Source organism: Dyadobacter flavalbus, assembly GCF_006149045.1.
Lineage (GTDB): Bacteria > Bacteroidota > Bacteroidia > Cytophagales > Spirosomataceae > Dyadobacter > Dyadobacter flavalbus.
The window spans coordinates 64,907-89,646 of record NZ_VBSN01000006.1 but is presented as its reverse complement, the minus strand read 5'-3'; the positions used below and the strand labels follow the sequence as shown (position 1 = coordinate 89,646).

21 protein-coding genes are annotated in these 24,740 nt (G+C 44.0%); 5 read left to right on the top strand and 16 right to left on the bottom strand.

Features of this window, described 5'->3' with window-relative positions; genetic code table 11:
* Positions 1–3 precede the first annotated feature (3 nt).
* From murC to rplM, 10 genes are all read right to left on the bottom strand, one after another.
* Positions 4–1,407, bottom strand: coding sequence for a UDP-N-acetylmuramate--L-alanine ligase (gene murC / locus FEM33_RS00445; RefSeq protein WP_139010161.1), 1,404 nt, complete (start codon positions 1,405–1,407; stop codon positions 4–6).
* A 21-nt stretch (positions 1,408–1,428) separates the two neighbouring features.
* Complete coding sequence (gene murG / locus FEM33_RS00440; protein WP_139010160.1) at positions 1,429–2,526, bottom strand: undecaprenyldiphospho-muramoylpentapeptide beta-N-acetylglucosaminyltransferase; 1,098 nt, start codon at positions 2,524–2,526, stop codon at positions 1,429–1,431.
* 5 nt (positions 2,527–2,531) lie between these two features.
* Positions 2,532–3,686: an FtsW/RodA/SpoVE family cell cycle protein gene (locus FEM33_RS00435; RefSeq protein WP_139010159.1), complete on the bottom strand. Its 1,155-nt coding sequence runs from the start codon at positions 3,684–3,686 to the stop codon at positions 2,532–2,534.
* Positions 3,687–3,718: 32 nt separating this feature from the next.
* Complete coding sequence (gene murD / locus FEM33_RS00430) at positions 3,719–5,065, bottom strand: UDP-N-acetylmuramoyl-L-alanine--D-glutamate ligase (protein WP_229214009.1); 1,347 nt, start codon at positions 5,063–5,065, stop codon at positions 3,719–3,721.
* A 233-nt stretch (positions 5,066–5,298) separates the two neighbouring features.
* On the bottom strand, positions 5,299–6,231 hold the full coding sequence (locus FEM33_RS00425; protein WP_139010157.1) for a DUF3078 domain-containing protein: 933 nt from the start codon (positions 6,229–6,231) through the stop codon (positions 5,299–5,301).
* Between the two features lie 141 nt (positions 6,232–6,372).
* Positions 6,373–6,960, bottom strand: coding sequence for an RNA polymerase sigma factor (locus FEM33_RS00420; protein ID WP_139010156.1), 588 nt, complete (start codon positions 6,958–6,960; stop codon positions 6,373–6,375).
* 136 nt (positions 6,961–7,096) lie between these two features.
* Positions 7,097–7,933 (bottom strand): translation elongation factor Ts, encoded by an 837-nt coding sequence (tsf, locus tag FEM33_RS00415; protein WP_139010155.1) that lies wholly within the window; start codon positions 7,931–7,933, stop codon positions 7,097–7,099.
* Positions 7,934–8,114: 181 nt separating this feature from the next.
* Positions 8,115–8,942 (bottom strand): 30S ribosomal protein S2, encoded by an 828-nt coding sequence (gene rpsB / locus FEM33_RS00410; RefSeq protein WP_139010154.1) that lies wholly within the window; start codon positions 8,940–8,942, stop codon positions 8,115–8,117.
* 213 nt (positions 8,943–9,155) lie between these two features.
* Positions 9,156–9,542 carry a 30S ribosomal protein S9 gene (gene rpsI / locus FEM33_RS00405; RefSeq protein ID WP_138283237.1) on the bottom strand — a complete coding sequence of 129 codons (387 nt, stop codon included), beginning with the start codon at positions 9,540–9,542 and terminating at the stop codon, positions 9,156–9,158.
* Between the two features lie 3 nt (positions 9,543–9,545).
* A complete protein-coding gene (gene rplM / locus FEM33_RS00400; RefSeq protein ID WP_139010153.1) occupies positions 9,546–9,989 on the bottom strand; it encodes a 50S ribosomal protein L13 in 444 nt (147 codons plus the stop codon).
* A 234-nt stretch (positions 9,990–10,223) separates the two neighbouring features.
* Here rplM and FEM33_RS00395 point away from each other — a divergent pair, with 234 nt between their 5' ends.
* From FEM33_RS00395 to FEM33_RS00380, 4 genes are all read left to right on the top strand, one after another.
* Positions 10,224–10,925 (top strand): 3-keto-disaccharide hydrolase, encoded by a 702-nt coding sequence (locus FEM33_RS00395; RefSeq protein ID WP_139010152.1) that lies wholly within the window; start codon positions 10,224–10,226, stop codon positions 10,923–10,925.
* A gap of 52 nt (positions 10,926–10,977) precedes the next feature.
* Positions 10,978–11,781 carry a Rossmann-like and DUF2520 domain-containing protein gene (locus tag FEM33_RS00390; RefSeq protein ID WP_139010151.1) on the top strand — a complete coding sequence of 268 codons (804 nt, stop codon included), beginning with the start codon at positions 10,978–10,980 and terminating at the stop codon, positions 11,779–11,781.
* 63 nt (positions 11,782–11,844) lie between these two features.
* Positions 11,845–12,375, top strand: a complete 531-nt coding sequence (locus FEM33_RS00385; protein WP_139010150.1) for a KdsC family phosphatase — start codon at positions 11,845–11,847, stop codon at positions 12,373–12,375.
* A 22-nt stretch (positions 12,376–12,397) separates the two neighbouring features.
* Positions 12,398–13,513, top strand: a complete 1,116-nt coding sequence (locus FEM33_RS00380; protein WP_229214008.1) for an acyltransferase family protein — start codon at positions 12,398–12,400, stop codon at positions 13,511–13,513.
* 3 nt (positions 13,514–13,516) lie between these two features.
* Here the strand turns inward: FEM33_RS00380 and FEM33_RS00375 are convergent, their stop codons facing one another.
* Positions 13,517–14,356 carry a polysaccharide deacetylase family protein gene (locus tag FEM33_RS00375; protein WP_229214007.1) on the bottom strand — a complete coding sequence of 280 codons (840 nt, stop codon included), beginning with the start codon at positions 14,354–14,356 and terminating at the stop codon, positions 13,517–13,519.
* 45 nt (positions 14,357–14,401) lie between these two features.
* On the opposite strand from FEM33_RS00375, the gene FEM33_RS00370 reads away from it, so the two are divergent.
* A complete protein-coding gene (locus tag FEM33_RS00370; protein WP_139010149.1) occupies positions 14,402–15,622 on the top strand; it encodes a metallophosphoesterase family protein in 1,221 nt (406 codons plus the stop codon).
* A gap of 74 nt (positions 15,623–15,696) precedes the next feature.
* On the opposite strand, the gene FEM33_RS00365 is transcribed toward FEM33_RS00370, so the two are convergent.
* From FEM33_RS00365 to FEM33_RS00345, 5 genes are all read right to left on the bottom strand, one after another.
* Positions 15,697–16,083: a TraR/DksA family transcriptional regulator gene (locus tag FEM33_RS00365; RefSeq protein ID WP_139010148.1), complete on the bottom strand. Its 387-nt coding sequence runs from the start codon at positions 16,081–16,083 to the stop codon at positions 15,697–15,699.
* 192 nt (positions 16,084–16,275) lie between these two features.
* On the bottom strand, positions 16,276–17,256 hold the full coding sequence (locus tag FEM33_RS00360) for a pyruvate dehydrogenase complex E1 component subunit beta (protein ID WP_139010147.1): 981 nt from the start codon (positions 17,254–17,256) through the stop codon (positions 16,276–16,278).
* A 206-nt stretch (positions 17,257–17,462) separates the two neighbouring features.
* Positions 17,463–18,338, bottom strand: coding sequence for a transglutaminase family protein (locus tag FEM33_RS00355; RefSeq protein ID WP_139010146.1), 876 nt, complete (start codon positions 18,336–18,338; stop codon positions 17,463–17,465).
* Positions 18,328–20,883 carry a circularly permuted type 2 ATP-grasp protein gene (locus tag FEM33_RS00350; RefSeq protein WP_139010145.1) on the bottom strand — a complete coding sequence of 852 codons (2,556 nt, stop codon included), beginning with the start codon at positions 20,881–20,883 and terminating at the stop codon, positions 18,328–18,330. The genes FEM33_RS00355 and FEM33_RS00350 overlap by 11 nt, the downstream gene beginning before the upstream one ends.
* Before the next feature lie 126 nt (positions 20,884–21,009).
* On the bottom strand, positions 21,010–24,450 hold the full coding sequence (locus FEM33_RS00345; RefSeq protein ID WP_139010144.1) for a transglutaminase family protein: 3,441 nt from the start codon (positions 24,448–24,450) through the stop codon (positions 21,010–21,012).
* Positions 24,451–24,740 lie beyond the last annotated feature (290 nt).

The window sequence follows — 24,740 nt, the reverse complement described above, 5'->3', positions numbered from 1 at the left end:
GCACTAATTATTCGTAAATGGATTATTCAGCAAGTTTTTAACCGGCTCTACCAAAGTATCAATATCTCCGGCCCCGATTGTAACGACTATATCTGTTTTCAAATCAGCTAAAACACTAAGAATATTTTCTTTAGCTATTAATTGTTTGTCTGCAATACTTATTTTTTTCAGCAACATCTCGGCATTTACACCTTCTATCGGCAGCTCCCTTGCAGGATATATTTCAAGCAAAATTACCCTGTCTGCCAAAGAAAAACTTTCTGCAAACCCGTCGGCAAAATCGCGTGTTCTCGTAAAAAGATGCGGCTGAAAAATGGCCGTAACATGCCTACCGGGATACAATCCTTTAACGGAGGACAAAAACGCTTCAATTTCTGCCGGATGGTGTGCATAATCGTCAATATATATGTGAGAATCATTTTCAACCTGATACTCAAAGCGTCTTTTTACACCTTTATAATTCTCTAATGCCTCTTTAATTTTTTCCGGCTTCACACCCAGATGCATGGCTACCGCGCTGGCCGCAATTGAATTCTCAATATTGTGATATCCGGGAATTTTCATTGCTATACCCGCAATCCTGCCGTCCGGATATTCAAGATCAAAAACAAAGCGGGCACTGCTGATGTGAATATTGGATGCATGATACATACCGCTGTTCAGGCCATAGGTAAAAACCTGCGCTTTGGTAGCAGATGCGATTTCAAGCCCGTCTTTCATAAATAGTATGCCATTATCATCAATCTGGCTCACAAATTCACGAAAAGATTCCAGTACCGCTTCGTGCTTGCCGTAAATATCCAGATGATCCGCATCGGTGGACGTTACAATGGCGATTTCCGGAAAAAGAGTCAGAAACGATCTGTCAAATTCATCCGCTTCGACTACACAAATTACCTCTTCCAAATGGTCCGTTGGCTCGTTGAGTAAAAGATTCGTACCATAATTCTGTGTAATCCCTCCCAGAAAAGCGGTGCTGTTTACATTTGCATGGCGAAGAATATGGGCAACCAGAGATGAAGTTGTGGTTTTTCCATGTGTTCCGGCAACACCGACCGTACGCAAGTTCCTGGTGAGCAATCCCAGTACCTGCGATCTTTTTAAGATCAGAAAGTTTTCATCACGGAAATAATTCATCTGCTTGTGCTGCACAGGAACAGCAGGCGTGTAAATCACCAGCGTCTGAGCCGAATCTTCCAGAAATGCTGACGGGATATTTTCAACTTCATCATCCAGATTAACTGCTATGTCTTCTTCAATCAATTTTTGAACCAGCGGAGTCAGTGTTTTGTCATACCCGGCAACTTGAAAGCCGTTGGCTTTAAACCATCTTGCCAGCGCACTCATTCCGATACCGCCGATTCCTACAAAGTAAACATATTTCCAATCCGTCATTGAAGATGACATAAGCACTTAAATTTCTGATAATTACTTGACTAATTTTAATACCTCCAAAGCTATATCGTTCGCAGCTGATGGCCTTGCCAGTTTTCTGATATTGGTTTTAAGTTCTTCCTGTTTGACAAGATCGTTCATCAATGCCAGAACATCCCGAATCAGATCTTCCTTTGCCCTGGAATCACGGATAAGCAAAGCCGCTTCCTGTGATACGAGTGTCAAGGCATTTTTGGTTTGATGATCTTCCGAAGCCAAAGGATAAGGCACCAGAATCGCAGGCTTGGCAGCAAGACACAGTTCAGAAACGGACAATGCGCCGGCCCTTGAAATGACTACATCTGCAACGGCATACGCCAGATCCATTTCATAGATAAACTCAAAAACCTTGATTTTATTGGTCCCGAGCTTTGCAACAGCCGCTTTTGCTGTTTCGATATATGCTTTGCCGGTTTGCCACAAAACCTGGTGTCCGGCTTCAATCAGCTTGCTTAAACCTGCATCCATGCTTTCGTTTATAGACCTTGCACCCAGACTTCCGCCCATGATAAACAGCGTTTTATCTGAATCCGACAAACCAAAGTGAGCCAATCCGGCTTTTCTTTTGGAGGATACATCCACAATATCATTTCTGACCGGATTACCTAAAAGCGCAATTTTTTCTTTCGGGAAAAATGCCTCCATTCCCGGATAAGCAACACAAATCTTCTTTGCCCTTTTAGCCAACAGTTTGTTGGTAATTCCCGCATAAGAATTCTGTTCCTGAATCAAGGTCGGAATGCCGGCGAGCGAAGCCATCATCAGCAAAGGTCCACTGGCAAAGCCGCCAACGCCAACTGCTACATCCGGTCTGAAATCGCGTATGATCTGCCTGGCTTTCGACAAGCTGTTGACGAGTTTGAAAGGAAACGCAAGGTTGTCGAGAGACAACTCTCTTTTTATACCCACTATGGGCAACCCGACAATTTCATACCCTGCACGCGGCACTTTTTCCATCTCCATTTTACCCAATGCACCTACAAACAGCACTTCCAGATCAGGGACCTGCTGCTGTAATGCATTTGCAATGGCAATAGCCGGATAGATATGCCCGCCCGTTCCGCCTCCGCTGATTATAACTCGTTTTGACATTTTTTTCAAATCCTTTTTTCTTCAAGCGTTTCCCCCCGACTCACACTGAGGATCATTCCCATAGCTATTCCCGTAAAAATCAGAGAAGTTCCTCCCTGACTGAAAAACGGCAGCGTTTGACCGGTAACAGGAACCAGCCCGACGGTTACAGCCATTGCAGAAAACGCCTGACTAACCACAATAAATGTCAGGCCAGCAGACAAAAGTCCGCCAAATGGCCTCTTTGTAGCTTCAATTGCTTTAAGCCCTCTGTATAACAGAATCAGATAAAATACAATCAGTATCGTGCCCCCAACCGTTCCGTATTCTTCAACGGCAACTGCGAAAATAAAGTCCTTCTGAGGTTCCGGAAGAAATCGCTTTTGCCTGCTTTTGGAAACACCTTCGCCGTATAAGCCGCCGCGCGCCATCGCCATGTAAGATTGCTGAGACTGATAAACGACAACATCTTTATCAAAGAAAGTGGCAATTCTGCTCTGTGCCGTTCCCGAGCGCTGCGTAGAATTAAGAAGGATTGCAATGGTAGCAAAAAACACCAATCCAAGCGCCGTAAACAGCAGATAATGCAAAGGAACTTTTCCTACGAACATGAGTAGAAAACAAATACCCGCAAGCATCACAGCCGTAGAAACATTACTGGTAAAAATGAGTCCGCATACGACGCCGACCAATGCAAGCGGCTCCATGAAAAGTTCACGGGTATTCCAGCCACCTTTGATATGACGTGCCAGAATAAGCGACAAATGTGCAATTAAAGCAACTTTTGCCCATTCCGAGGGTTGAAAACGCTGTCCGATAATCGGAATTTCAATCCACCTGGCGGCATCATTTACAGACCGCCCAAAGAACATGGTAAAAATCAGCAGCAGAATAGAACTCCATACAGCCAGCCTCGTAAAATAAACAAACCGTATGTAAGGAATTCGGTGTACAAAAAACATCACAACCAAGGAAACGACACACAACAGTACATGCTTGTAAAGATAATACTCTGTATTTCCCCCCATCTGGCTATACGCATCTTTTACACTCGCACTATATACTACTACAATACTCCACAGAAGCATGATAATGCATATTCCCCAGATCCACGGATCACCTTTCAGATTCTTTGCGATCCATGCCTGCGTATCTTCCCTCGATTTCGTCAAAAAACTCATACAAACTGCTTGAAATAGATGAAGCTGAAATATTATGAATGAATAAGATTTCTTACAGCAGCCTTGAACTTGTTACCCCGGTCTTCGTAATTTTTAAATAAATCGAAACTTGCACAAGCCGGTGAAAGCAGCACAACATCGCCCGGAGTGCTCCATTCCTGCGCTTTGTTCACTGCATCCTGCACATCCTGCGTGGTGTATATATGAGAAACTATCCCCGTAAAATAATCTTTAAGCTTTTCAAAATCCTTACTTAAGATAATCAGCCCTTTAACCTTGTTGCGTACAAGTTCTTCAATCTGACTGTAATCATTTCCTTTGTCAACGCCGCCTGCAATTAGAATGACAGGCTGCTCAAAACTGCCCAAAGCATAGAATACGGAATCGACATTGGTTGCCTTGGAATCATTAATATACGTTACCTTGTTGATCGTTTCCACTTCTTCAAGCCTGTGCGGAGCATTCTGAAAAGTAAGCAACCCTTCACGTATTGCAACCGGATCCAATCCCGAAAGCTGTGCTACGGCAATGGCAGCCAGTGCATTGACGGCATTATGCGGACCTTTAATCGGCAGATCGGCAAAATCCTCTTCAAAAGATTTCCCGCTAATGTTCGAGATCAGTTTTCTGTTAAAAAAATACGAACCTTGCTTTATTTCCTGTTCCAGAGAAACGGCCAGCATGGACGAAGGAATATTCCTCTTTCCAATCTCATTCCTGATAACTTCACTGTCATGAAAATAAACGAAATGATCTTCCGCCGTCTGGTTCCGGATGATATTGAATTTGGAGTCAATATAATTTTGAAAACTATAATCATACCGGTCCAGATGGTCCGGCGTAATATTGAGCAGAACGGCAATGTGCGGCCGGAAATGAATGATATTGTCCAGCTGAAAACTGCTTATTTCAAGAACGTAATATTCATAATCTTTTTCAGCAACCTGCCATGCAAAGCTATCTCCGATATTCCCCGCAAGCCCCACATGAAGGCCTGCATTCTTTAAAAGATGATAAGTAAGAAGCGTAGTAGTAGTTTTACCGTTACTGCCGGTAATGGCTATTATTTTTGCATCGGTATAGCCGGAAGCAAATTCAATCTCAGAAATAACAGGAATTTCTTTTTCCTTCAATGCCCGGATTAAAGGCACTGTATCCGGAATTCCCGGACTTTTAATTACCAGTTCTGCGTCAAAAATTCTTGCTTCGGAATGGACTCCCTGTTCAAAAGGTATATTTTCGCGGGTCAGAATATCGCTGTATTTCTGGTGCAATTGGCCGCGATCTGATAAAAACACATCAAAACCTTTATTTCTGGCCAGAATTGCAGCTCCGACTCCGCTTTCTCCTCCACCCAAAACAATAACCTTTTTTTGCACAAGACTTAATTTAATCGTTAAAGACAATCATTCAATACGAAGGTAAATCTTTTACAGAAAATTTTTTTTACTCTTGTCGAATAACTATAATAAAAAAGAGACACATGCCAATGCGCCTCTTTTTTCCGGTTTGTTTTTACGCGATAACTTTTTTGATATATGACTTCAAATAGTTTGAGTTAATCAGCTTCTCAAATTTCAGTTTTTGGAAGTTTCCGACCCGAATACCATTATTATTTAAAAGTGTACAAAAAGCCAATGCTCAGTGCTTGTGCAAACTGGATCTTCCGGCTTTGATCTTCATCATAAACAATAATAGCGCCCAAATTGGCATTTATATATTTGTTTACTTTTGCTGTAAACATGGCATCCAGCCGGTTATCCGTGTTAAAAGGCTTTGCAAAGCCGGAAAACATCTGGTATCTGAATTTCAGGTTTACATTCTTGGCAATGTCTTTGTCAAAATTGGCGACGATCTGTAACAATGCAGCTTCCGTTCTCACCCTTTTTCCTATCGGAACACCGTAATTTTGCTGATCCGGCGTATTGACATACAAATTTTTGTCCATAACAATGGTCTGGCGGAGTGCGCCTGGCGCAAAATCAACAAAAAAATAGGAAGCCGGCCTGAATTCAATACCGATTGCCTCGGTTACATAGGCCGGCGAAAACAAACCGGAAACTTTTCTTTTGAAAAAAACAGAATCCGTTGCGGCCGAGTAATTGTAGCCCGGCGCGAATTGTGAAAGAAAATTGATGTTTGTAAACAAGCTCCATTTTGCAGTCAGTTCACGGTTATATTTTGTATCAAAAAAAATCCTGTCTGCATTTTTACGGCTTTCCTGTCCTTTGTTCCTGACAATGCCGTATTGCGACTGAAAGTCATTCCGCCATGCATTCCGGCCCGATTTCTTTTCTTTTAATGCATTGAAAAACAATCCTACGGCAACCGAGTTTACACCTCCGCCCGTCCAGTTTGAGCTGAAAGATCCCTGATTTAAATTAGCCCCGAATTCTATTTTTTGCCATACGGTATCTTTTTGTATTTTGAGCTTGGCAAGATTAACAGGATTGGTAAAATCAACAATACGTTGTGCATTTCCGGGTAGAACTGCAACAATCAAAACTAAAATAAACAGAAAGCTGCTGCGAATTTTCTCACTCATTTACTTCAATATTAGTGAACATGCCTGCCTTGCAAAATTGATGGCTCGTTAAAATTCAATGCCATAATTTCGCAGGTAAATGTAAAACTGGTTACATGAACCAGCTAAAATAAAACATTTTCACTCATTTTTTAAAGATATTCACTGAAAGAGAAGTGCTTCGTAATACTTCCTTTTCAGCTTTTCACGCGATCGCATCAGCCGCATTTTCACGGCACTTTCCGTCAGCTTGAATGTTTTTGCAATATCGCGGATGCTCAGATCGTCCATATATTTCATGAACAGCAACGCTTTATCATCCAGAGCCAGCTGATCCAGGGCATGTTTGAGACTTTGCATATTTACCTCATCCGCTTCAAAAACAGCCAGTATGTCCTGGTCATCAACGAGATCGGCTGCTTCTTCATACACGGTCACAATCCGCTTTTTGTTGGAACGCAGCAGATCCATACAGTGATTGTAAGTAATCGAAAAAAGCCAGGTTGAGAATTTGGCATCTTCCTTAAACGTATCCATTTTGAATATCAGTTTAAGAAAAACATCATGGGTAAGATCTTCGGCCTTTGAAGCGTCCTTGATCAGGGAAAGGCACTTTTGATACACCTTAAAGGAGTATCTTTCATAAAGCTTTTCAAAATAACGATTGTCCTGCGATTCCAGGAAAAGCTTGACTAACTCTTCATCCGTTGAATTATGCCGTGCATAATTATCTAATTGGGATTTAACCATTCTGATTTCACAATGTCGCCGATAGTGTGTGTTCAAAAAATTAACCGGAATTAATTTTCTGTAAATATTAAAAAACAACGCCTGGTATACAAGCAGATACCAGGCGTTGATAATATTATTTTGCTATATGCAATTACTAGGCACCAATTGCTACACGCTTAAAGGCTTTAACCGTAAGTCCTTTTGCAGTTTTTTCTAATAACTGGCGGATAGTTAATGAAGAATCTTTTACAAATTCCTGGTTCAAAAGTGTATTGTCTTTGTAGAACTTCTGAAGTTTTCCCTGAGCGATTTTTTCAAGCATTGCTTCCGGCTTGCCTTCCGCTCTTGCCTGCTCTTTTCCAACTTCAATTTCACGTTCAACCGTTACAGAATCCACTTCATCTTTATCCAGTGCAATCGGCTTCATCGCTGCAATCTGCATGGCAACGTCTTTACCAAGTTCGTTCACATCCGTTCCGTTTACGCCTGTAAATGCAACCAGAACGCCCAGTTTGCCATTGGAGTGGATATATGGAACTACTTGGTCCGCTGTAACATTTTCGTAAGCAGTGATTTCCAGTTTTTCACCCAGTTTGCCCACAAGGTCAACGATATGCTCGCTTACCGGACGGCCATCGGCCAAGGTAGCAGACAATAAAGCCTCTTTATCAGCGATGTTGTCAGCAACAGCTTTATCCAGTATGCTTTGAGCAAGATTTTTGAAATCTTCAACATTGGAAACAGGTTCGGTTTCACAAGCCAAAGCAATCAGTTTGCCGTTTGTTCCGTCTTCACTGATTTTCACCAGTACAGTTCCTTCTGAAACAGCATTATCTGCACGTTTCGCAGCAACTTTTTGACCTTGTTTACGTAGGATATCAACAGCCTTGTCAAAATCGCCATCAGCTTCCTGAAGTGCTTTTTTGCAATCCATCATGCCCGCGCCAGTCATCTGGCGGAGTTTGTTTACATCTTGAGCGGTAATTGCCATGATTTGGTTAAATATGATTTATTAATGTTTGATAGAAAAGACCGGAGTTACCTGTTTATGAACAGTCCTGATCTGTTTCCGGTTGAATTAAAAAAACTGTAGCCCATAGCAAAAAGGCTATGGGCTACTTTTATCTGTTCAGACAGGAAAGGTTGCTGGAACCAAGTCCATATTGCCCTGATTATTCTTCAGTGTTTTCAGCTACGCTTGTTTCCTCAGCTACTTCTGCACGAGCTGCAGGTGCTGCATCTTCATTGCCTCTGTCCACCTGACGTTTGGCTTCTTCTTCCTCAACAAGGCGCTGATCGTCTTTATCTTGTTTGCGTTCCATCAAACCTTCTTCAATCGCCTTTCCGATCGCCAGTGTAATCAATGAAATTGCTTTGTAAGCATCATCATTACTTGGTATAGGAAAATCTACAAGGTCCGGATTTGAGTTTGTGTCGCAGATCGCAAAAATAGGAATGTTCAGTCTTTTTGCTTCTGAAACCGCAATATGCTCGCGTTTTACATCAACGATGAAAAGTGCGGCAGGAAGGCGAGTAAGGTCAGCTACACCACCTAGTACTCTTTCCAGCTTGTCCTTTTCACGTGTAAGCATCAGGCGTTCTCTCTTCGCTATGTTGTTAACCGTGGTTTCGTCTTTCAGCATCTTCTCAAGAGTCTGCATTTTTTTCAAAGACTTGCGAATCGTGCCAAAGTTTGTAAGCATACCGCCCAACCAGCGATCAGTTACGTAAGGCATTTTAAGGCGTTTTGCCTCTTCCGTTACGATTTCCTGCGCTTGTTTCTTAGTAGCAACAAACATGATCTTACGTCCTGAACGAACGATCTGCTTCAATGCGGCTTCTGCCTGATCAATGCAGTTCAATGTTTTATTCAGGTCAATGATGTGGATCCCGTTTTTCTCCATGAAGATATACGGAGCCATGCGAGGATCCCACTTGCGGGTAAGGTGGCCAAAATGAACACCTGCATCCAATAGTTCTTTATATTCTATTTGTGCCATTGCCAAATTTGAGTTTTAAAAAAGATAATTTTATTTACGCAGCACAGCACATCGGGCACGATAAGTACTGTCTGGACAATCTTTCTGTCATTTTTAGTCAGAGGTTGTCATTTGTTGTCATGGATTGTCATTGCCGTTAGTATACTACTGTTATAACAAATGACTAAACCTGACCATTCGTGACTATAACTGACCACAAATGACAATGCAATATTAACGTTTCGAGAACTGGAATCTCTTACGAGCCTTCGCGCGGCCGTATTTCTTACGTTCCACCATACGCGGATCACGTGTAAGAAATCCTTCTTTCTTCAAAGCGCCACGGAACTCTCCGTTGTATTCGCAAAGCGCACGGGAAACTGCCATACGGATGGCTTCCGCCTGACCTGTGATACCGCCGCCTCTTACGTTTACTTTAAGATCATAACCATTTCCTCCGCTGATCACAGCAAAAGGCTGCTGAAGTACAATCTGGTGAACTTCAAATGGAAAATATTCTTTGTAATCGCGTCCGTTTACTTTGATATCTCCTTTACCCGGCGTCATATAAATACGGGCCACGGCTGTTTTTCTTCTACCTATTGTGTTGATAACTTCCATGAATTACAACTTGATTTCTTTTGGTTGCTGAGCACTGTGCGGATGTTGTGCATCAGCATAAACAAACAGATTTGTGAATAAACGACGTCCCAAACGGTTTTTTGGAAGCATGCCTTTTACAGCTTTCTCGATTACACGACCCGGGTGTTTCTCGAGCAACTCACGAGGAGTCTGAAAACGCTGACCTCCTGGATAACCTGTATGGCGAACATAAATCTTGTCCGTCATTTTCTTTCCTGTCAACTTGATTTTATCGGCGTTGATAATGATAACATTATCACCACAGTCCACATGAGGAGTGTAACTTGCCTTGTGTTTGCCTCTGATAATTTTCGCAACTTCACTGGCCAAACGACCTAAAATTGCATCCTGAGCATCCACAACAACCCACTCCTTGTTCACTGTGTTTTTGTTCGCCGAGATGGTTTTGTAGCTTAACGTATCCACGATTAACAAAAATTTTAATTGATTTTCAATATATTACACTGTAACAAGACAGTCCATCGCAAAATGGGAGTGCAAATATAGAGTTTAACAAATTGAATTACAAGTATGTTAAGAAATTCTGTTAATCCGAGGCATGGTAAATACGTCCTTTTTACGTCTTACATTAACTTAAAAAGACAACTGCCGCGCACAATCTTCGATACAAATTTAAATCAAATCCTTTCCTGAGCCTTTATGAAACTGTTAACCATTGTCCTTTCCTGCATGCTTTACAGCATGTCTGCAAAATCACAGGCATTCGAACCACTTTCTTTCAAACCGCTTTTCAACGGAAAAAACCTGAACGGCTGGATTGATGTAAATACTTCAAAAGAAACCTGGAAAGTTAAAAACGGTACGCTTGTATGTTCCGGAAAACCGATCGGTGTCATGCGTACGGAAAGGCAATACGAGAATTTTGTACTGGAAATTGAATGGAAACACATGGAAGCAGGCGGCAATTCGGGCGTTTTTATATGGAGCGAAGGCACTCCTTTCGAAAACGATCCCCTTACAAAGGCCATTGAAGTACAAATGCTGGAACTGGACTGGGCCAATCAGCATAATGCAACGGATGCTTACGTGCATGGCGAACTGTTCCCGACTATGGGCATGAAAGCCATTCCCGACAACCCGAGAGGAACCCGCAGCAAATCCATTGAAAAAAGATGCAAAGGCAAAGGTGAATGGAATAAATATGTTGTCGTATGCGTGGACGGAACAGTTAAGTTATCCGTTAACGGAAAATTCGTGAACGGGCTGCGCGGTTCCGAACGTAAAAGAGGATACATATGCCTGGAAGCCGAAGGTGCCGAAATCCATTTCCGCAATATCCGCATTCTTGAACTGCCGGATGGCGTAACAAGCGCGGAACAAACTGCTCCTTTGGTAAATTGATTTGCAAAATTGATTTTCTGATCTAACTTAGGGCTGTTATAAACCCTTTTACATGAAAATCTCCTTTGTTGGTTCAGGAAATGTTGCCTGGCATCTTGCTCAGGCTTTTGAAGATGCCGGTCACTGGATTTGCGAAGTTTACAGCCGTGACACTCAAAAAGCCCGTCAGCTTGCTTCTTATTTGTATGATACCGACATCCAGCCGGACCTTAATTTCTCAGAAAGCGAAGCGGAACTGATTGTCATTGCAGTAAGCGACGATGCCATCGAAAGCATTATTGAACGCATTGTGCTGCCCGAAGGCGTTATCCTTGTTCATACTTCCGGAACCCGTTCACTGGCGGAATTTCAGAAACTGGTTGAGATTTACAGCGACGTATACGTTCATACCGGCGTTTTTTATCCGCTTCAGACTTTTACAAAAGGTGTGGAAATGGATTACAAGGAACTGCCTTTTTGCATTGAATCCAGAAACGAACTGATTGAAAATAAGCTCATTCAGCTGGCGCAGACGGTAAGCAACAATGTAAACCGGATGGATTCGGATGAAAGGTTTATACTGCATGTCGCAGCCGTTTTCGCAAGCAACTTTACCAATCACCTTCTGACCATCTCTCATTGCCTGCTCGAAAAAGAACAGCTGAAATTCGATCTGCTTAAACCACTAATTCAGACAACATTCCAGAAAGCACTGGAGTCGGACGATCCTTCGCTCGGACAAACCGGGCCTGCAAAGCGCGGCGACTGGAAAACGACCGGAAGACATCTGGAGTATCTGCAGGAAACCGATGAGGACTGGACTGAAATTTACAGGCTTCTTACCGATAAAATCAGGAACTTCTATATTTCTAAATGATCCTAAGGCTGCAGTCCGGAAAAAAGTTAGGCTATATTTGCAGAATTCATCATTTGGTTGGTCATGGATTCTACATTAACGGATCGCTTCAGGCGTATTACTACTTTTATATTTGATATTGACGGCGTAATGACAGACGGAAGCGTAATTGCGCTTGAAACCGGAGAGCAGCCGCGTACCTTTAATGTTAAAGACGGTTACGGCATCAACCGCGCCGTCAGACTGGGTTACCGCGTTGCAATCATTTCTGCCCAAAATCAGATTGGTGTTCGCAAGCGTCTCGAATATCTTGGCGTTACAGATATTTTTATAGGAACTTCTCCCGACGGAAAATTGCCGATCTTCAGAAAATACCTGGCAGAAACCGGCATTACTGAAGATGAAATTGTTTTCATGGGCGATGACCTGCCCGACTATGAAGTAATGCGGACCGGTGTTCTCAAAGCTTGTCCGGCTGATTCCGTTGATGAAATTCTTGAACTTGCCGATTACATTTCTCCGAAAAATGGCGGTCACGGCGCAGTCCGCGATCTGATTGAACAGGTGATGAAAGCGCAGGGCAGATGGATGACATGGTTTGATCAGGCGAAGTAAGCAGCAAACGGAAAGCGGATTAGTGGAAAAAAAGCGTTACTTCCCAAACCTGAACGGCATACGCTGCATTGCAGCTCTTTTGGTAGTTTTTCATCATCTGGAACAGGCCAAGCATGCAATGGGAATTCATAATTTGTACGAAATTGCTCTTGTTCAACATGCCGGGCGGCTGGGCGTCGGGCTTTTCTTTGTGCTGAGCGGATTCCTGATAACCTATTTGCTGCTGGAAGAAAAAGGCCGGTTTGGAAATGTGGATACAGGAAAATTTTACCTGCGCAGGGTTTTCCGGATCTGGCCGATCTATTTTCTGATCATTATTTTATCCTTTTTTGTATTTCCTGACATAGAGCTGCTCAACTTTCCCGGAACAGACGAAAAACTGCAGACGCACGCTGCCGAACGGCTTACGCTGCTTTTCCTTGTGTTGCCCAACTTTGCATTTGTACTCTACGATCTTCCTTACTGGTGCGCGCAAACATGGTCAATCGGTGTGGAAGAACAGTTTTATTACCTGTGGCCGTGGCTGATCAAATATCCCAAAAAGCGCATTTTTATCCTGTTGCTGTTTCTGGCAATTACTGCCGGGCTTTTATTTCTGGGATTACAGCTTGTAAATGTTCCTGAACCAACGCAAAATGCCATGATCACTACATTTCTGGGCCAGTTCAGAATACAGACGATGGCGTTAGGCGGATTTTGCGCATGGCTTGTCTACAATCGCAAAACGCGTTTTCTGGATTTTGTTTTCAGAAAAGACATCCAGATTGCAGCTTATAGCATGCTTGCCGTTCTGTTCTTTTCAGGACTTCATTTTTTTGGTTTTCTGGAAGTCTACGCCTTTTTCTTCGCCTTTTTTGTGCTGAATGTTTCCTGTAATAAAAACACGATTGTCAGTCTGGAAAATCGGGTCATGAATCATCTTGGCAAAATTTCATACGGACTTTACATTTATCATGTTTTCGTCATTGTTTTGATTATAAACTTTTTGAAGAACTATTTTCCTGATTTTACCGGAATTTATTATCAGATCGGACTGTATATTTTAAGTTTTGCCGGATCTGTTCTGGTCGCTTCATTTTCCTATTCTTTCCTTGAAAAACCGTTGCTGGCATTTAAAGACAAACGGTTCGGACGCTGAATTTCAGAATGCAGTTTTGTTTACATCCGGAAGCTGTGACATCGTATAAAATCTCAGTTTCTGCCGCTTGGCTTCTTTAAGTATTTTTTCTAAAAAGCGTACATCAAATCCATATTCTCCGTTTTGCGGAGCCGAATGTAAAGGCTCATGTCCGAACAGCATTAAAGCCGAATTGGTCTGTTTTGCTTTTTCAATGGCTTCATTCATTTCTTCTTCTTTCAACTCCGCATCCGTATCAATCAGAAGCGCGTCCACTTTCCGTTCATGTCCGAAAGGATAAAAAATCCAGCTCATGATTCTTGGAGCCAGCGTATAAACCGGAATTCCGTATAACTTTCGTCTGGAAATGGCCACGTCCCGAAGTATTTTAAAACCATTGGCAAACAGAACAGAATCCGCTTCATCATTATGGTTGCCGCCCGGATGCGCATAGGATTTCGGGTAAAAGCCGGCCTCCGATAAATACTTCAGGCCGGGGAAAAGCTCCGTTTCAGCATACTTTTGGGGGCCCAGTGATGCGATAAGTTCGGTAGACTTTCCATGAATGGTTCCGTGAAAGCCGATCTCGTGACCGTCATTTTGCAACTCCTTCAATTTATGAATTTCATCTTTCGTCAGGCTTTTTCCGCAGGTGACAAAAAACGTAACCTTTGCATTGTATTTCTGAAACAAAGGCCGCAGCGCATGCCATTCATTGATAAAATGATCATCAAAAGAAATCGCTATTCCGCTGTTTTCATGATTTTCCGAACTTTCCCGGCAGGAAATCAGCAGCATGCTCATGAACAGGAAAATGGCTTTCCGGAAAAACAGGAACCCCGGCCTTATCGTTGAATATTCCAATACTTAGCGGACGAAATGTTAATTTCGCTAAATTAATTACACAAAATGAAAATTCTCCATACTGCCGACTGGCATATCGGCAAAAAGCTTGACAACTATTCCCGTCTTGACGAACAAAGGCTTGTACTGGACGAAATATGCGTTATTGCAGAACGGGAAATGGTGGATGCCGTTATTGTTGCCGGGGATCTGTTTGACAATTTCAATCCTTCTTCCGAAGCTACTGAATTGCTGTACAGCACTTTGCATCGACTTTCGGCCAATGGAAGCAGGGCCGTTGTAGCCATTGCCGGCAATCACGATTCTCCAGAGCGCATTCAGGTTCCGGATGCGCTGGCGAAAGTCTGCGGGATTATTTTCGTCGGTTTTCCGAATACAGAAATTCTGCCTTTTTGTACGCAGGAAAAGGTGGAAATTATTCGTTCAGCAAAAGGATTTATAGAACTTAAACTGCCCAATTCCGATATTCCGCTCCGGATCATACATACGCCTTATGCGAATGAACAGCGCCTTAAAACTTTTCTGGGTACCGAAGATTCAGAGGAAGCGTTAAGAATCCATCTTCAGAATCACTGGCAGGAATTGGCTGATCAGTTTCTTGACAGCGAAGGCTTTAATCTGCTGACTACGCATTTGTTTGTGATGCAGAAAGGCGAGCCGATGCCGGAAGAACCGGACGACGAACGCCCGATCCTTCATATCGGAGGTGCGCAGGCCATTTATACCGAAAATTTTCCAAAGCAAGTTCATTATGTCGCGCTCGGGCATTTGCACCGCTATCATGTAATTTCTGCAAATCCGGCTCCGGTCATTTATTCCAGCAGTCCGCTTGCTTACAGTTTTTCCGAAGCGAATCAATCCAAATACGTCGTTATTATAGAAGCAGAAGCCGGAAAACTGGCCGGTTACAGGCCGATTGAGCTGCAGAATGGAAAGAAACTGCGCAGAAAAAGTTTTCAGGATATTGAAAAAGCCATTGTCTGGCTCAAAGAAAATTCGGAAGACCTGGTGGAATTAACCATTGTTTCGGACCACTATCTGGAAGCGGCTGATAAAAAGCGGCTGACAGAAGCGCATTCCGGCCTGATCCAGATTATTCCCCAGATCAAAAAAGACGAACTTTCAGAATCCGCTGCACAAATTGATCTGTCGTTAAGCGTTGAAAAACTGTTTCTTGAATATTTTAAAAGCAAAAACAAAGGCCAGGAACCTTCAGAAGGTTTAATGGATGTGTTCAGGGAAGTGCTGGGAAGCGAAGAAGATTAGGATACAAAAAGCCTGAAAGCTGTCCGGAATGCAGGCAACTTTCAGGCTTTCAGTTAATATTTATATTAAAATGCTTAACTCGCTCTTTTCAGTTTTGCTTCAATGGTTTGCTGCGTATGCGGCACAATTCTCAGCCTTTCTTTCGGGATCAGTTTTCCGGTATCGATGCAAATTCCGTAAGTTCCGTTTTTAATCCTTACCAAAGCATTTTCCAGCTGAATGGAATACTTCTGAAGTCTGGCGGCCAACTGACTCAAATTCTCACGCTCACTGGCATCAGCACCGTCTTCCACAAGCTTGGCAGAACCCGCGGTAATGTCCGTACCGCTGTCATTTTTTTTGCTCAAACCTCCTTTGATATAATTCAGCTCGCTCATTGTCGCCTGCAATTTCCCGCGGATGAGCTCTTCAAATTCCTTCAATTCTTCTTCGGAATATCTTGTACGTTCTTCTTGCATAATCTTAATTGAATTTGTTATCAGTATGAAGGAGCGTTTTAAAATACAAAAGTACTAGTATTCTCTTTATTTCGAAATAGTATTTTATCAATATAGCTTTCTATTCCGAAAGTAACTGTTGAAATTGCTTAAACCTCTATAAAATGACAAAGCCACAACCTTTACGGTTATGGCTTTACTTGAATATTTAGCGAACTACTTGTACAAAACCGATTTTACTGCTTCAACAACGCGCTTTGTACTTGGCAAAATTTCTTCTATCAATGTTGGTGCGTACGGAAGCGGCACATCGCGGTTTGTAACCCGGATCACCGGTGCATCCATATAATCAAACGCATGACGCTGAATGTGATATGTAATTTCTGTTGAAATGGATGCCAGCGGCCAGGCTTCTTCCACAACTACGCAGCGGTTGGTTTTTTTCACCGATTCAATCACTGCGGCATAATCAATCGGACGAACCGTTCTGAGGTCAAGAACTTCTACATCAATGCCTTCTTTTTCCAGTTGAAGTACGGCCGGCATTACTACTCTCGGGATCATTTTACCAAATGAAACAATGGTTACATCTTTACCCGGACGTTTGATGTCTGCTTTTCCCAGCGGAATCAGATATTCTTCTTCCGGAACCATCATTTTATCGCCGTACATTACTTCTGATTCCATGAAAATAACCGGGTTATTGTCGCGGATAGAAGATTTCAGAAGTCCTTTGGCATCATACGGATTGGAAGGAACCACTACTTTCAGGCCGGGCGTGTTTGCAAACCAGTTTTCAAAGTTCTGTGAGTGCTGTGCTCCAAGCTGTCCTGCGTTCCCCGTCGGTCCGCGAAAAACGATCGGGCAGCCGTATTGTCCGGCCGACATGGAAAGAATTTTGGCCGCACTGTTGATAATCTGGTCAATGGCAACCAGAGAAAAGTTGAAAGTCATGAATTCCACGATCGGGCGAAGTCCGTTTCCGGCTGCTCCTACTGCGATCCCGGCAAAACCAAGCTCTGCAATGGGCGTATCAATGACACGGTCAGGTCCGAATTCATCCAACATTCCCTGACTGGCTTTGTAGGCGCCGTTATATTCCGCAACCTCTTCGCCCATAAGAAATATACTTTTGTCAAGGCGCATCTCTTCCGACATGGCGTCGCGAATGGCATCTCTGAATGCTAATTCTTTCATCCGTAATTTTATAATTATTTAATTCTAGAAGAAACCATCACAAAATTCTGATATCCAAACGGATATAAACCTGTGCGGTTTATTAAAACAGGTTTGTATGCTTATTTCAAAAATGATCTGGTAAAATTAGAGAAACAAGGCCAATTCTCAAATCTTTAAGGTAAGCATTCCAATAAAATGGAATTAAATAGGCAACTTATTATCTGCTATAAAGGAATTACATCCACTTCAACGGAAAGCGTGTGTTTGCCGTAACTGAAAATAATGCCTTTCAGCGGCGGAACGTCGTTGTAATCACGGCCCCAGGCTGTAACAATATGCCTTTCTCCGGGCACAACATTATTCGTCGGATCAAAATCGCACCAGCCGTAATCGGGAATGTAAACCGAAATCCATGCATGCGAAGCATCCGATCCCTGCATTTTCTGCTTTCCGGGCGGCGGCAGCGTTTCCAGATAACCGCTTACATAACGCGCTGCAAACCCGAAACTCCGGATACATGCAATGGCCAGATGCGAAAAATCCTGACAAACACCCTTTCTGGCAGCAAGCACTTCTTTGATCGGCGTATGAATCGTAGTAAAATCGGAAACGAACTTGAATTCGGTATATATTTTTCTGCATAGCAGCTCCACACATTCATAAAGCGGCCTGTCATCCGGAAAGCAGTCTTTTGCAAAATCCATTATTTCCTGATCCCATTTTACAAAAGGACTTGGAAGCATATATTCCAGAAAGGCAATTTTCAGCGACCGTTCGCTCAGCATGCGGTTTCTGGCTTCCCGGCAGGTCACGACGGAAGGAATGAACAAAGATCCGGTCATTTCGCTCTGTCTTTCCACCACTCCGGTCGTGAGCACAGTCAGTTTTTTATGCGGGGAATGAAGTGAAAAATAGTGCGTTTTATTGCCGTAAAAATCGGTTCTTTCAAAAATCTGACTTGGTTCGGGCGTTACTTCTATCCTGAATTCCGTGCATACCTGATCCGGCAAAGTTCTTGGCGTAAGGCATAGCAAGCTGTGATAATTGCTTACCGGCTCGGCATACTTGTATTCTGTTTTATGAATCAGCTTATATTTCATCCTTATTATAATCCACAGGTTCGAAAAAAGAATGATGCATGATTGTATGGCTGAAATACATGTTGGTCAGATTAACGGAAACGGAACTGATCAGCCTGGATACTTCTGACAACAATTCGAAAAGCTCCGTTCTGTCGTATTCTCCGTTGCTTTTGCTGAGTGCAGGAATATCTGCAAGTTTCACGAGCGTAGATGCTTTCAATACGTATTTCTGTGCGTCGTTCAGCCGTTCTCCGCGTGTTGTGGACGGCAATCTGGCCAGATTGTTTTTCAGTTCGTCCAGCATATAAACCAGTGAAAACGGCAATGTTTTTTCCAGCAAAATCATATCCAGCATGGCCTCCACACTCAGATGTGATTTGTAGATCTGACGGTAATTGACAAGCAGATGATGATTGATCAGCGTTGCCTCGATCAGTTCGTTTTCAACTCCCGCCGAATTTTTTACACCAAAATTGGATTGTATCACACTGATTCTTGATAAAATGCGCTCAATCAGCTTTCCGGTTTCAAGCAGTAAAAAACTGTTGTCTCTCGGCATGCTTTCGGCTATTACGCCCAGAAATGTAAACATGTTGTTGAACAATCCGTCCAGCATTCTCTGAATGTTGTTGCTGTTCATGTGAACGGCATTCCTGATTTCCTGAAAACCGTTGTCGATCAGGTCCACAATGCGCCATGTTTCCATATTCCACTGATTGCGTACCGCGCTCACAGCATGCAGGAACGAACTGATGCTGGATGCAATGCTTCCCGGACGGTTTGTATTTGAAACAAGGTCAATAATTTCCTTGTAAGGGTCCGACATCAGCTCTTCCTCTTCCAGAAAACCCGGGTAAGTTGCAGAAAGATGGGTTAAGGACTGAAGCAGAATTTTAATGTGCTCCTGCTTTGCCGAGCCGCCGAAGTTCCGGTCCAGATTAAGCACATTGATCGTAATGTTCATGAACTTGATCACTGCCATAGTCCGCTCGCAGTAACGACCGATCCAGAACAGGTTTTCAGCACTGCGGCTTGGCAGGGAAATATGCTTGTTGACTGAAGAGGGTGCTGTGTAAACAACTTTCTCAGGCGCTTCACCGGTTTTGTCCGAAACGATCCAGGTATCTTTTGATAAGCCGCCGTACTGATTGGAAATCACGAACCGGTCTTTAACCGGCGAACTTCTTGTAAGCCCGCCTTGCATGACATGATATTCATTGCCATTTGCCACCATAAATGCCCGCAATGCGGCATAGCGCGGTACAATGTTCCCGTCGATCAATGACGGTGTTGTGGAAAGGCTTACTTCCTGCTGGGCAATGAATTCGTGCGGCCGCCGGGAAATCATTTTTTTCAGCTCGTCTTTTTCGGCGGCAGACAGCAGCCGGCCGTAAATAGACCTGAACTTTGTTTTTCGGTTCGCCTTCTTGATAATCAGTTCATCTATATGTGCAAGCACGTAGTTCAGTTCTTTCGTATGGCCGCACCACCATGTAGCAACAGAAGGCATAATCAGCTTTTCTCCCAGGAAATACGTACAGATATTACCCATAAAGGCATGAAACGCATGATTTTCCAATACGCTTGATCCCGGCGAGTTCAGGACCTGAACATTTCCCATGCGAATGGCCTGAAGCAAGCCGGGAACGCCGAGACGGGAATCTTCGCGCAGTTCAAGCGGATCGCACCAGTCGTCATCAATCCGGCGGATAATGACGTCTACTTTCTGTAAGCCTTCAATGGATTTGAGCCATACGCAGCCGTTGCGCACAAGCAGATCGTCGCCCTGCGCCAGTGTATATCCAAGATAAGAAGCCAGATATGCATGCTCAAAATACGCTTCATTATTTGGGCCCGGCGTCATGTAAACGATATTGGGCGCTTCCTTGTTTTTGTCCGAAAGTTTCAGGACTGTATTCTGCAGGCTGTTGAAGTAAGGCGACAGTTTGCTTACATACATGCCATCCGCAAGCTCGGGCAGCAGCTTGCTCATGACAATCCTGTTTTCCAGCGTATAACCGGAACCTGACGGAGCCTGCGTACGGTTATCGACGAGCCACATTTGTCCGTCCGGCCCGCGCGCCATGTCAGCGGCAAATAAAGTGAGCTGTTTATCAGAAGGAAGTTTTATGTCTGTGCACGGCCTGAAAAATCCGGTATTATCAAATACAAGTTCGGCCGGAATGATACCGTCCTTAATCAGGTTTCTTGGTCCGTAAAGATCCTTTAATATCAGATCCAGCAACACTGCCCTTTGCTGAAGACCTTTTGCAATTCCGTTCCATTCTTTTTGTTCAATTAAAAAAGGGATCGGGTCCAGCTGCCACGGACGGTTCAGGCCGTCGGGTGTTCCGTACACGTTATAAGTAACGCCGTTTTCCCGAAGCTTGTTTACAATATCCTTGTTCCTGTTTTTAAGTTCGTCAATTCCCAGCTTTTCCAGTGTGGAAAAAAGTGCTTTCCAGTAAGGTTTGATTCTTCCATTCAGATCCAGGACTTCGTCATAAGAACTAAGTCCGCTTTGATAAGACTGCAGCAGGTTTACGGAAGCTTCGGCAAGCATAATTGATTAACGGTTGTGCGTTCTGAAAGAAGAGAAAATATTGTCAGGAATGCACGCATGCGATAATTATACCACTGCATGGCATTCCCGGCAACATTTCGGAAAATACTTTATTTAACCAGGATTTCAGCTGTTCTGCGGTTCTTTAGATTTCCAGAATTTACGCAAATCCAGCGTGTTCGGATATTCCGGATTGATCAGTTCTATCGGCGTGTCGCTTCGCATTTCTTTTTTCGTTTCGGCTACGAAACGGGAAACGCTTCCGGTCGTTTTTTCCAGAACCGGAACTTCCTGCCTGGCAGAAGGCGTATGCCCGAAGCCCTGAAACAAGCTTATTTTCCGCGATTCTGCTTCAAAACTGTTTACAGGATAAGTGTCAAAGCTGCGTCCGCCCGGATGTGAAACGAAGTAAGTACAGCCGCCGAGTATGCGGTTGTTCCAGGTGTCAACAATATCAAAAACCAGCGGCGCATCCGCCCCGATCGTCGGGTGCAATGCCGATGGCGGGTTCCATGCCTTGTAGCGGATCCCGGAAACATACTCGCCTTTAATGCCCGAACTGCGCAGCGGAACGCGGCAGCCGTTACACACCAGGATATGTCGTCCTTCCACAAAACCGCTTACTTTTACCTGCAGCCGTTCCAGTGAAGAATCCACAAACCGTGCCGTGCCCGAATTGGAAAGTTCTTCACCCAGTACATGCCAGGGTTCAATCCCAAGCCGAAGATCAAGCTGGATATTATCGACTTTGATACCGCCGTAATGCGGAAACCGGAATTCAAAAAACGGATCAAACCAAGAAATATCGAAGTTATAGCCTGCGTCTTTCAGGTCATTTACAACGTCCACCATATCCAGATAAGCAAAATGCGGAAGCAGGAACCGGTCGTGCAGCTCCGTTCCCCAGCGGATCAGCTTGTGTTTGTAAGGTTCTTTCCAGAATTTGGCGATCAATGCACGTACAAGCAGCGTCTGAACAAGGTTCATATGCTTGTGCGGCGGCATATCGAAAGCGCGGAATTCGAGTATTCCCAGTCTTCCGGTCGAAGAATCCGGCGAATAAAGCTTGTCCATGCAAAATTCGGAACGGTGCGTATTTCCTGTAATATCAACAAGTAAGTTCCTGAAAATCCTGTCCACCATCCAGAACGGCACTTCCCGGTCCTCCGGAATCTGTTCAAAAGCAATTTCAACTTCATAAAGCCTTTCGTCACGGCCTTCGTCAATGCGCGGTGCCTGGCTTGTTGGGCCAATAAATGGGCCGGCAAACAAATAGCTCAGTGCCGGATGGTGCTGCCAGTAAGTAAGCAGGCTTCTCAGCAGGTCGGGACGACGGAGAATCGGGCTGTCGGAAGGTTTTGCACCGCCAATGGTTACGTGATTTCCGCCGCCGGTTCCGGTATGGCGCCCGTCCACCATAAACTTGTCGGTTCCAAGCCTTGAAAAAAATGCCTCTTCGTAAAGCGCACTGATGTTATCAACGAGTTCCTGCCAGTTTCTGGCCGGATGGATGTTTACTTCAATCACGCCCGGATCCGGTGTAACAATCAGTTTCTGCACACGATAATCGGACGGAGCCGGATAGCCTTCAATGCGAACGGGTATTTGCAGTTTCTCCGCAGTCGCTTCAATGGACGCCATCAGATCCAGATAATGTTCCAGATAATCCGTAGGAGGCAGATAAACATAAATAATGCCGTCGCGCTCTTCTACGCAGAGTGCCGTTTTGATAACCGGAACCTGAAACAGCAGCGGATCTTCTGCTTCTTCTTTTTTATTCTTTTTACCGTCTTTTTCCTCTTCTTCCACAATGGCATTTACAGGCAGTTCATAGGCCGGTGCAACCGAACCATAACGTGATTCTACAATCGGTTTGTAATCCGTCAATGCCGGCAAATCTTCAAAAGGGCTGCGTTCAACGGGCTGTTCGCGGTTTTCCTTGGCTACTTCAGGAAGCGATTTCAGCGGCAGCCGGAAGCCCATAGCGGAATTACCCGGGATCAGAAAGCAATGATTCCGCTTGAACTGCCACGCAGAACTTGACCAGTGTTTTCCTTTTTCATTCCATTTGACCGGCAGCACAAATCCCGCCGGATTGTTCAGCCCTTTTTCCAGCAACTTTGCAAGTGTCCTTCTTTCAATGGAATCTTTCAGATTCACTTTCAGCGGGTCCACATTCACGGGCAGCTTGCCTTCTTCCATGGCCCAGTAAATCGGGTCTTCGTATGCCGGGGTAATATTGTTGGTATCAATTCCGAGATACTTTGTCAGTTCCGTTGTAAAAAGTTCTGCCTCGCGGAAAGTATATTTTGTCTGGTTTTCCTTGGCGACGAGTTCATCGTTACGCCACATGGGAACGCCGTCATTTCTCCAGTACAAAGCATACTGCCAGCGTGGAAACGGCTCACCGGGATACCATTTTCCCTGACCGAAATGCAGCAGCCCGCCATGTGCAAAACGCTTTTTAAGCCTCAGCGACAAGTCGTACGCGAGTTGCCTTTTCAAAGGCCCGTCCGCTGCTGTGTTCCATTCCGGGGATTCAAAATCATCAATGGAAATGAAAGTCGGTTCGCCGCCCATAGTCAGCCGCACGTCGCCTTCCTGCAGATCCTTTTCCACTGCATTTCCTACTTCCATGACAGCCGCCCACTGCTCTTCGGTATATGGCTTTGTAACGCGCGGATCTTCATGGATGCGGAAAACTTTATTGTCAAATTCAAAAGTAACCTGACAAATATCCGTAGCGCCCGAAACCGGCGCCGCACTTGCATAATCGGGCGTGCAGCAAAGCGGAATATGGCCTTCACTTGCAAAAAGGCCGGAAGTCGGATCAAGCCCGATCCAGCCGGCGCCGGGCACATACGCTTCTGTCCACGCATGAAGGTCTGTAAAATCCTCTTCCGGGCCGGACGGGCCGTCCAGCGACTTGATATCGGATGTAAGCTGGACAAGATAGCCGGAAACAAAACGGGAAGCAATGCCCAGATGCCTGAGTATCTGAACAAGCAGCCATGCCGAATCCCGGCAGGAACCGCTTTGGATGTCCAGCGTTTCCTCACAGGTCTGCACGCCGGCTTCCATTCTGATATTGTAATGAATGGCCTTGTAAAGTTCCTGATTAAGATGAACAAGAAAATCAACAATCTTGATGTCGCGGTTTACTTTGGTTTTTTCAATCCATTGCATCAGCTTCGGGCCCGATTCGCGCGGCTCGAGATACGGACCGAGTTCTTTTTTTAATGTAGGCTCGTAATCAAACGGGTATTTTTCGGCATATTCTTCTACAAAAAAATCGAACGGGTTGATAACCTGCATTTTGGCAATTACTTCCACTTCAATGCTCAGTTCTGTTGTCTTTTCCGGGAAAACAACCCTTGCCTGATAATTACCGAACGGATCCTGCTGCCAGTTTATAAAATGATTTTCAGGCTGGATTTTCAGCGAGTATCCTTCAATTGCAGTCCGGGAATGAGGCGCGGGACGAAGTCGGAAAATATGCGGTGAAAGCGAAACACTCCGGTCAAACTGGTATTTTGTTTTATGTGAAATTGCAACTTTTATAGCCATAATTGGAGTAAAACGATAGTCTTGAATGATTTGAGAACCGGAAAAATGCCAGAGCCGAAAAAATGGTATTATACTAAATTTTTTGAAAACATACCCTTATAATGTATTTAAATTTTGCATAACAGGATTTTTGTACTATTAAATTTCACTCAAATACATTTTCGTAAAATTCTTATTTATAATGGAAATTAGCTCAGGTGCAATATTATGATTAAATGAACATTAACTGCACTTTGTATTTTCATATTCATTTAACCAATCGGTAACTGACTTCAGCCGGTAATTCATTG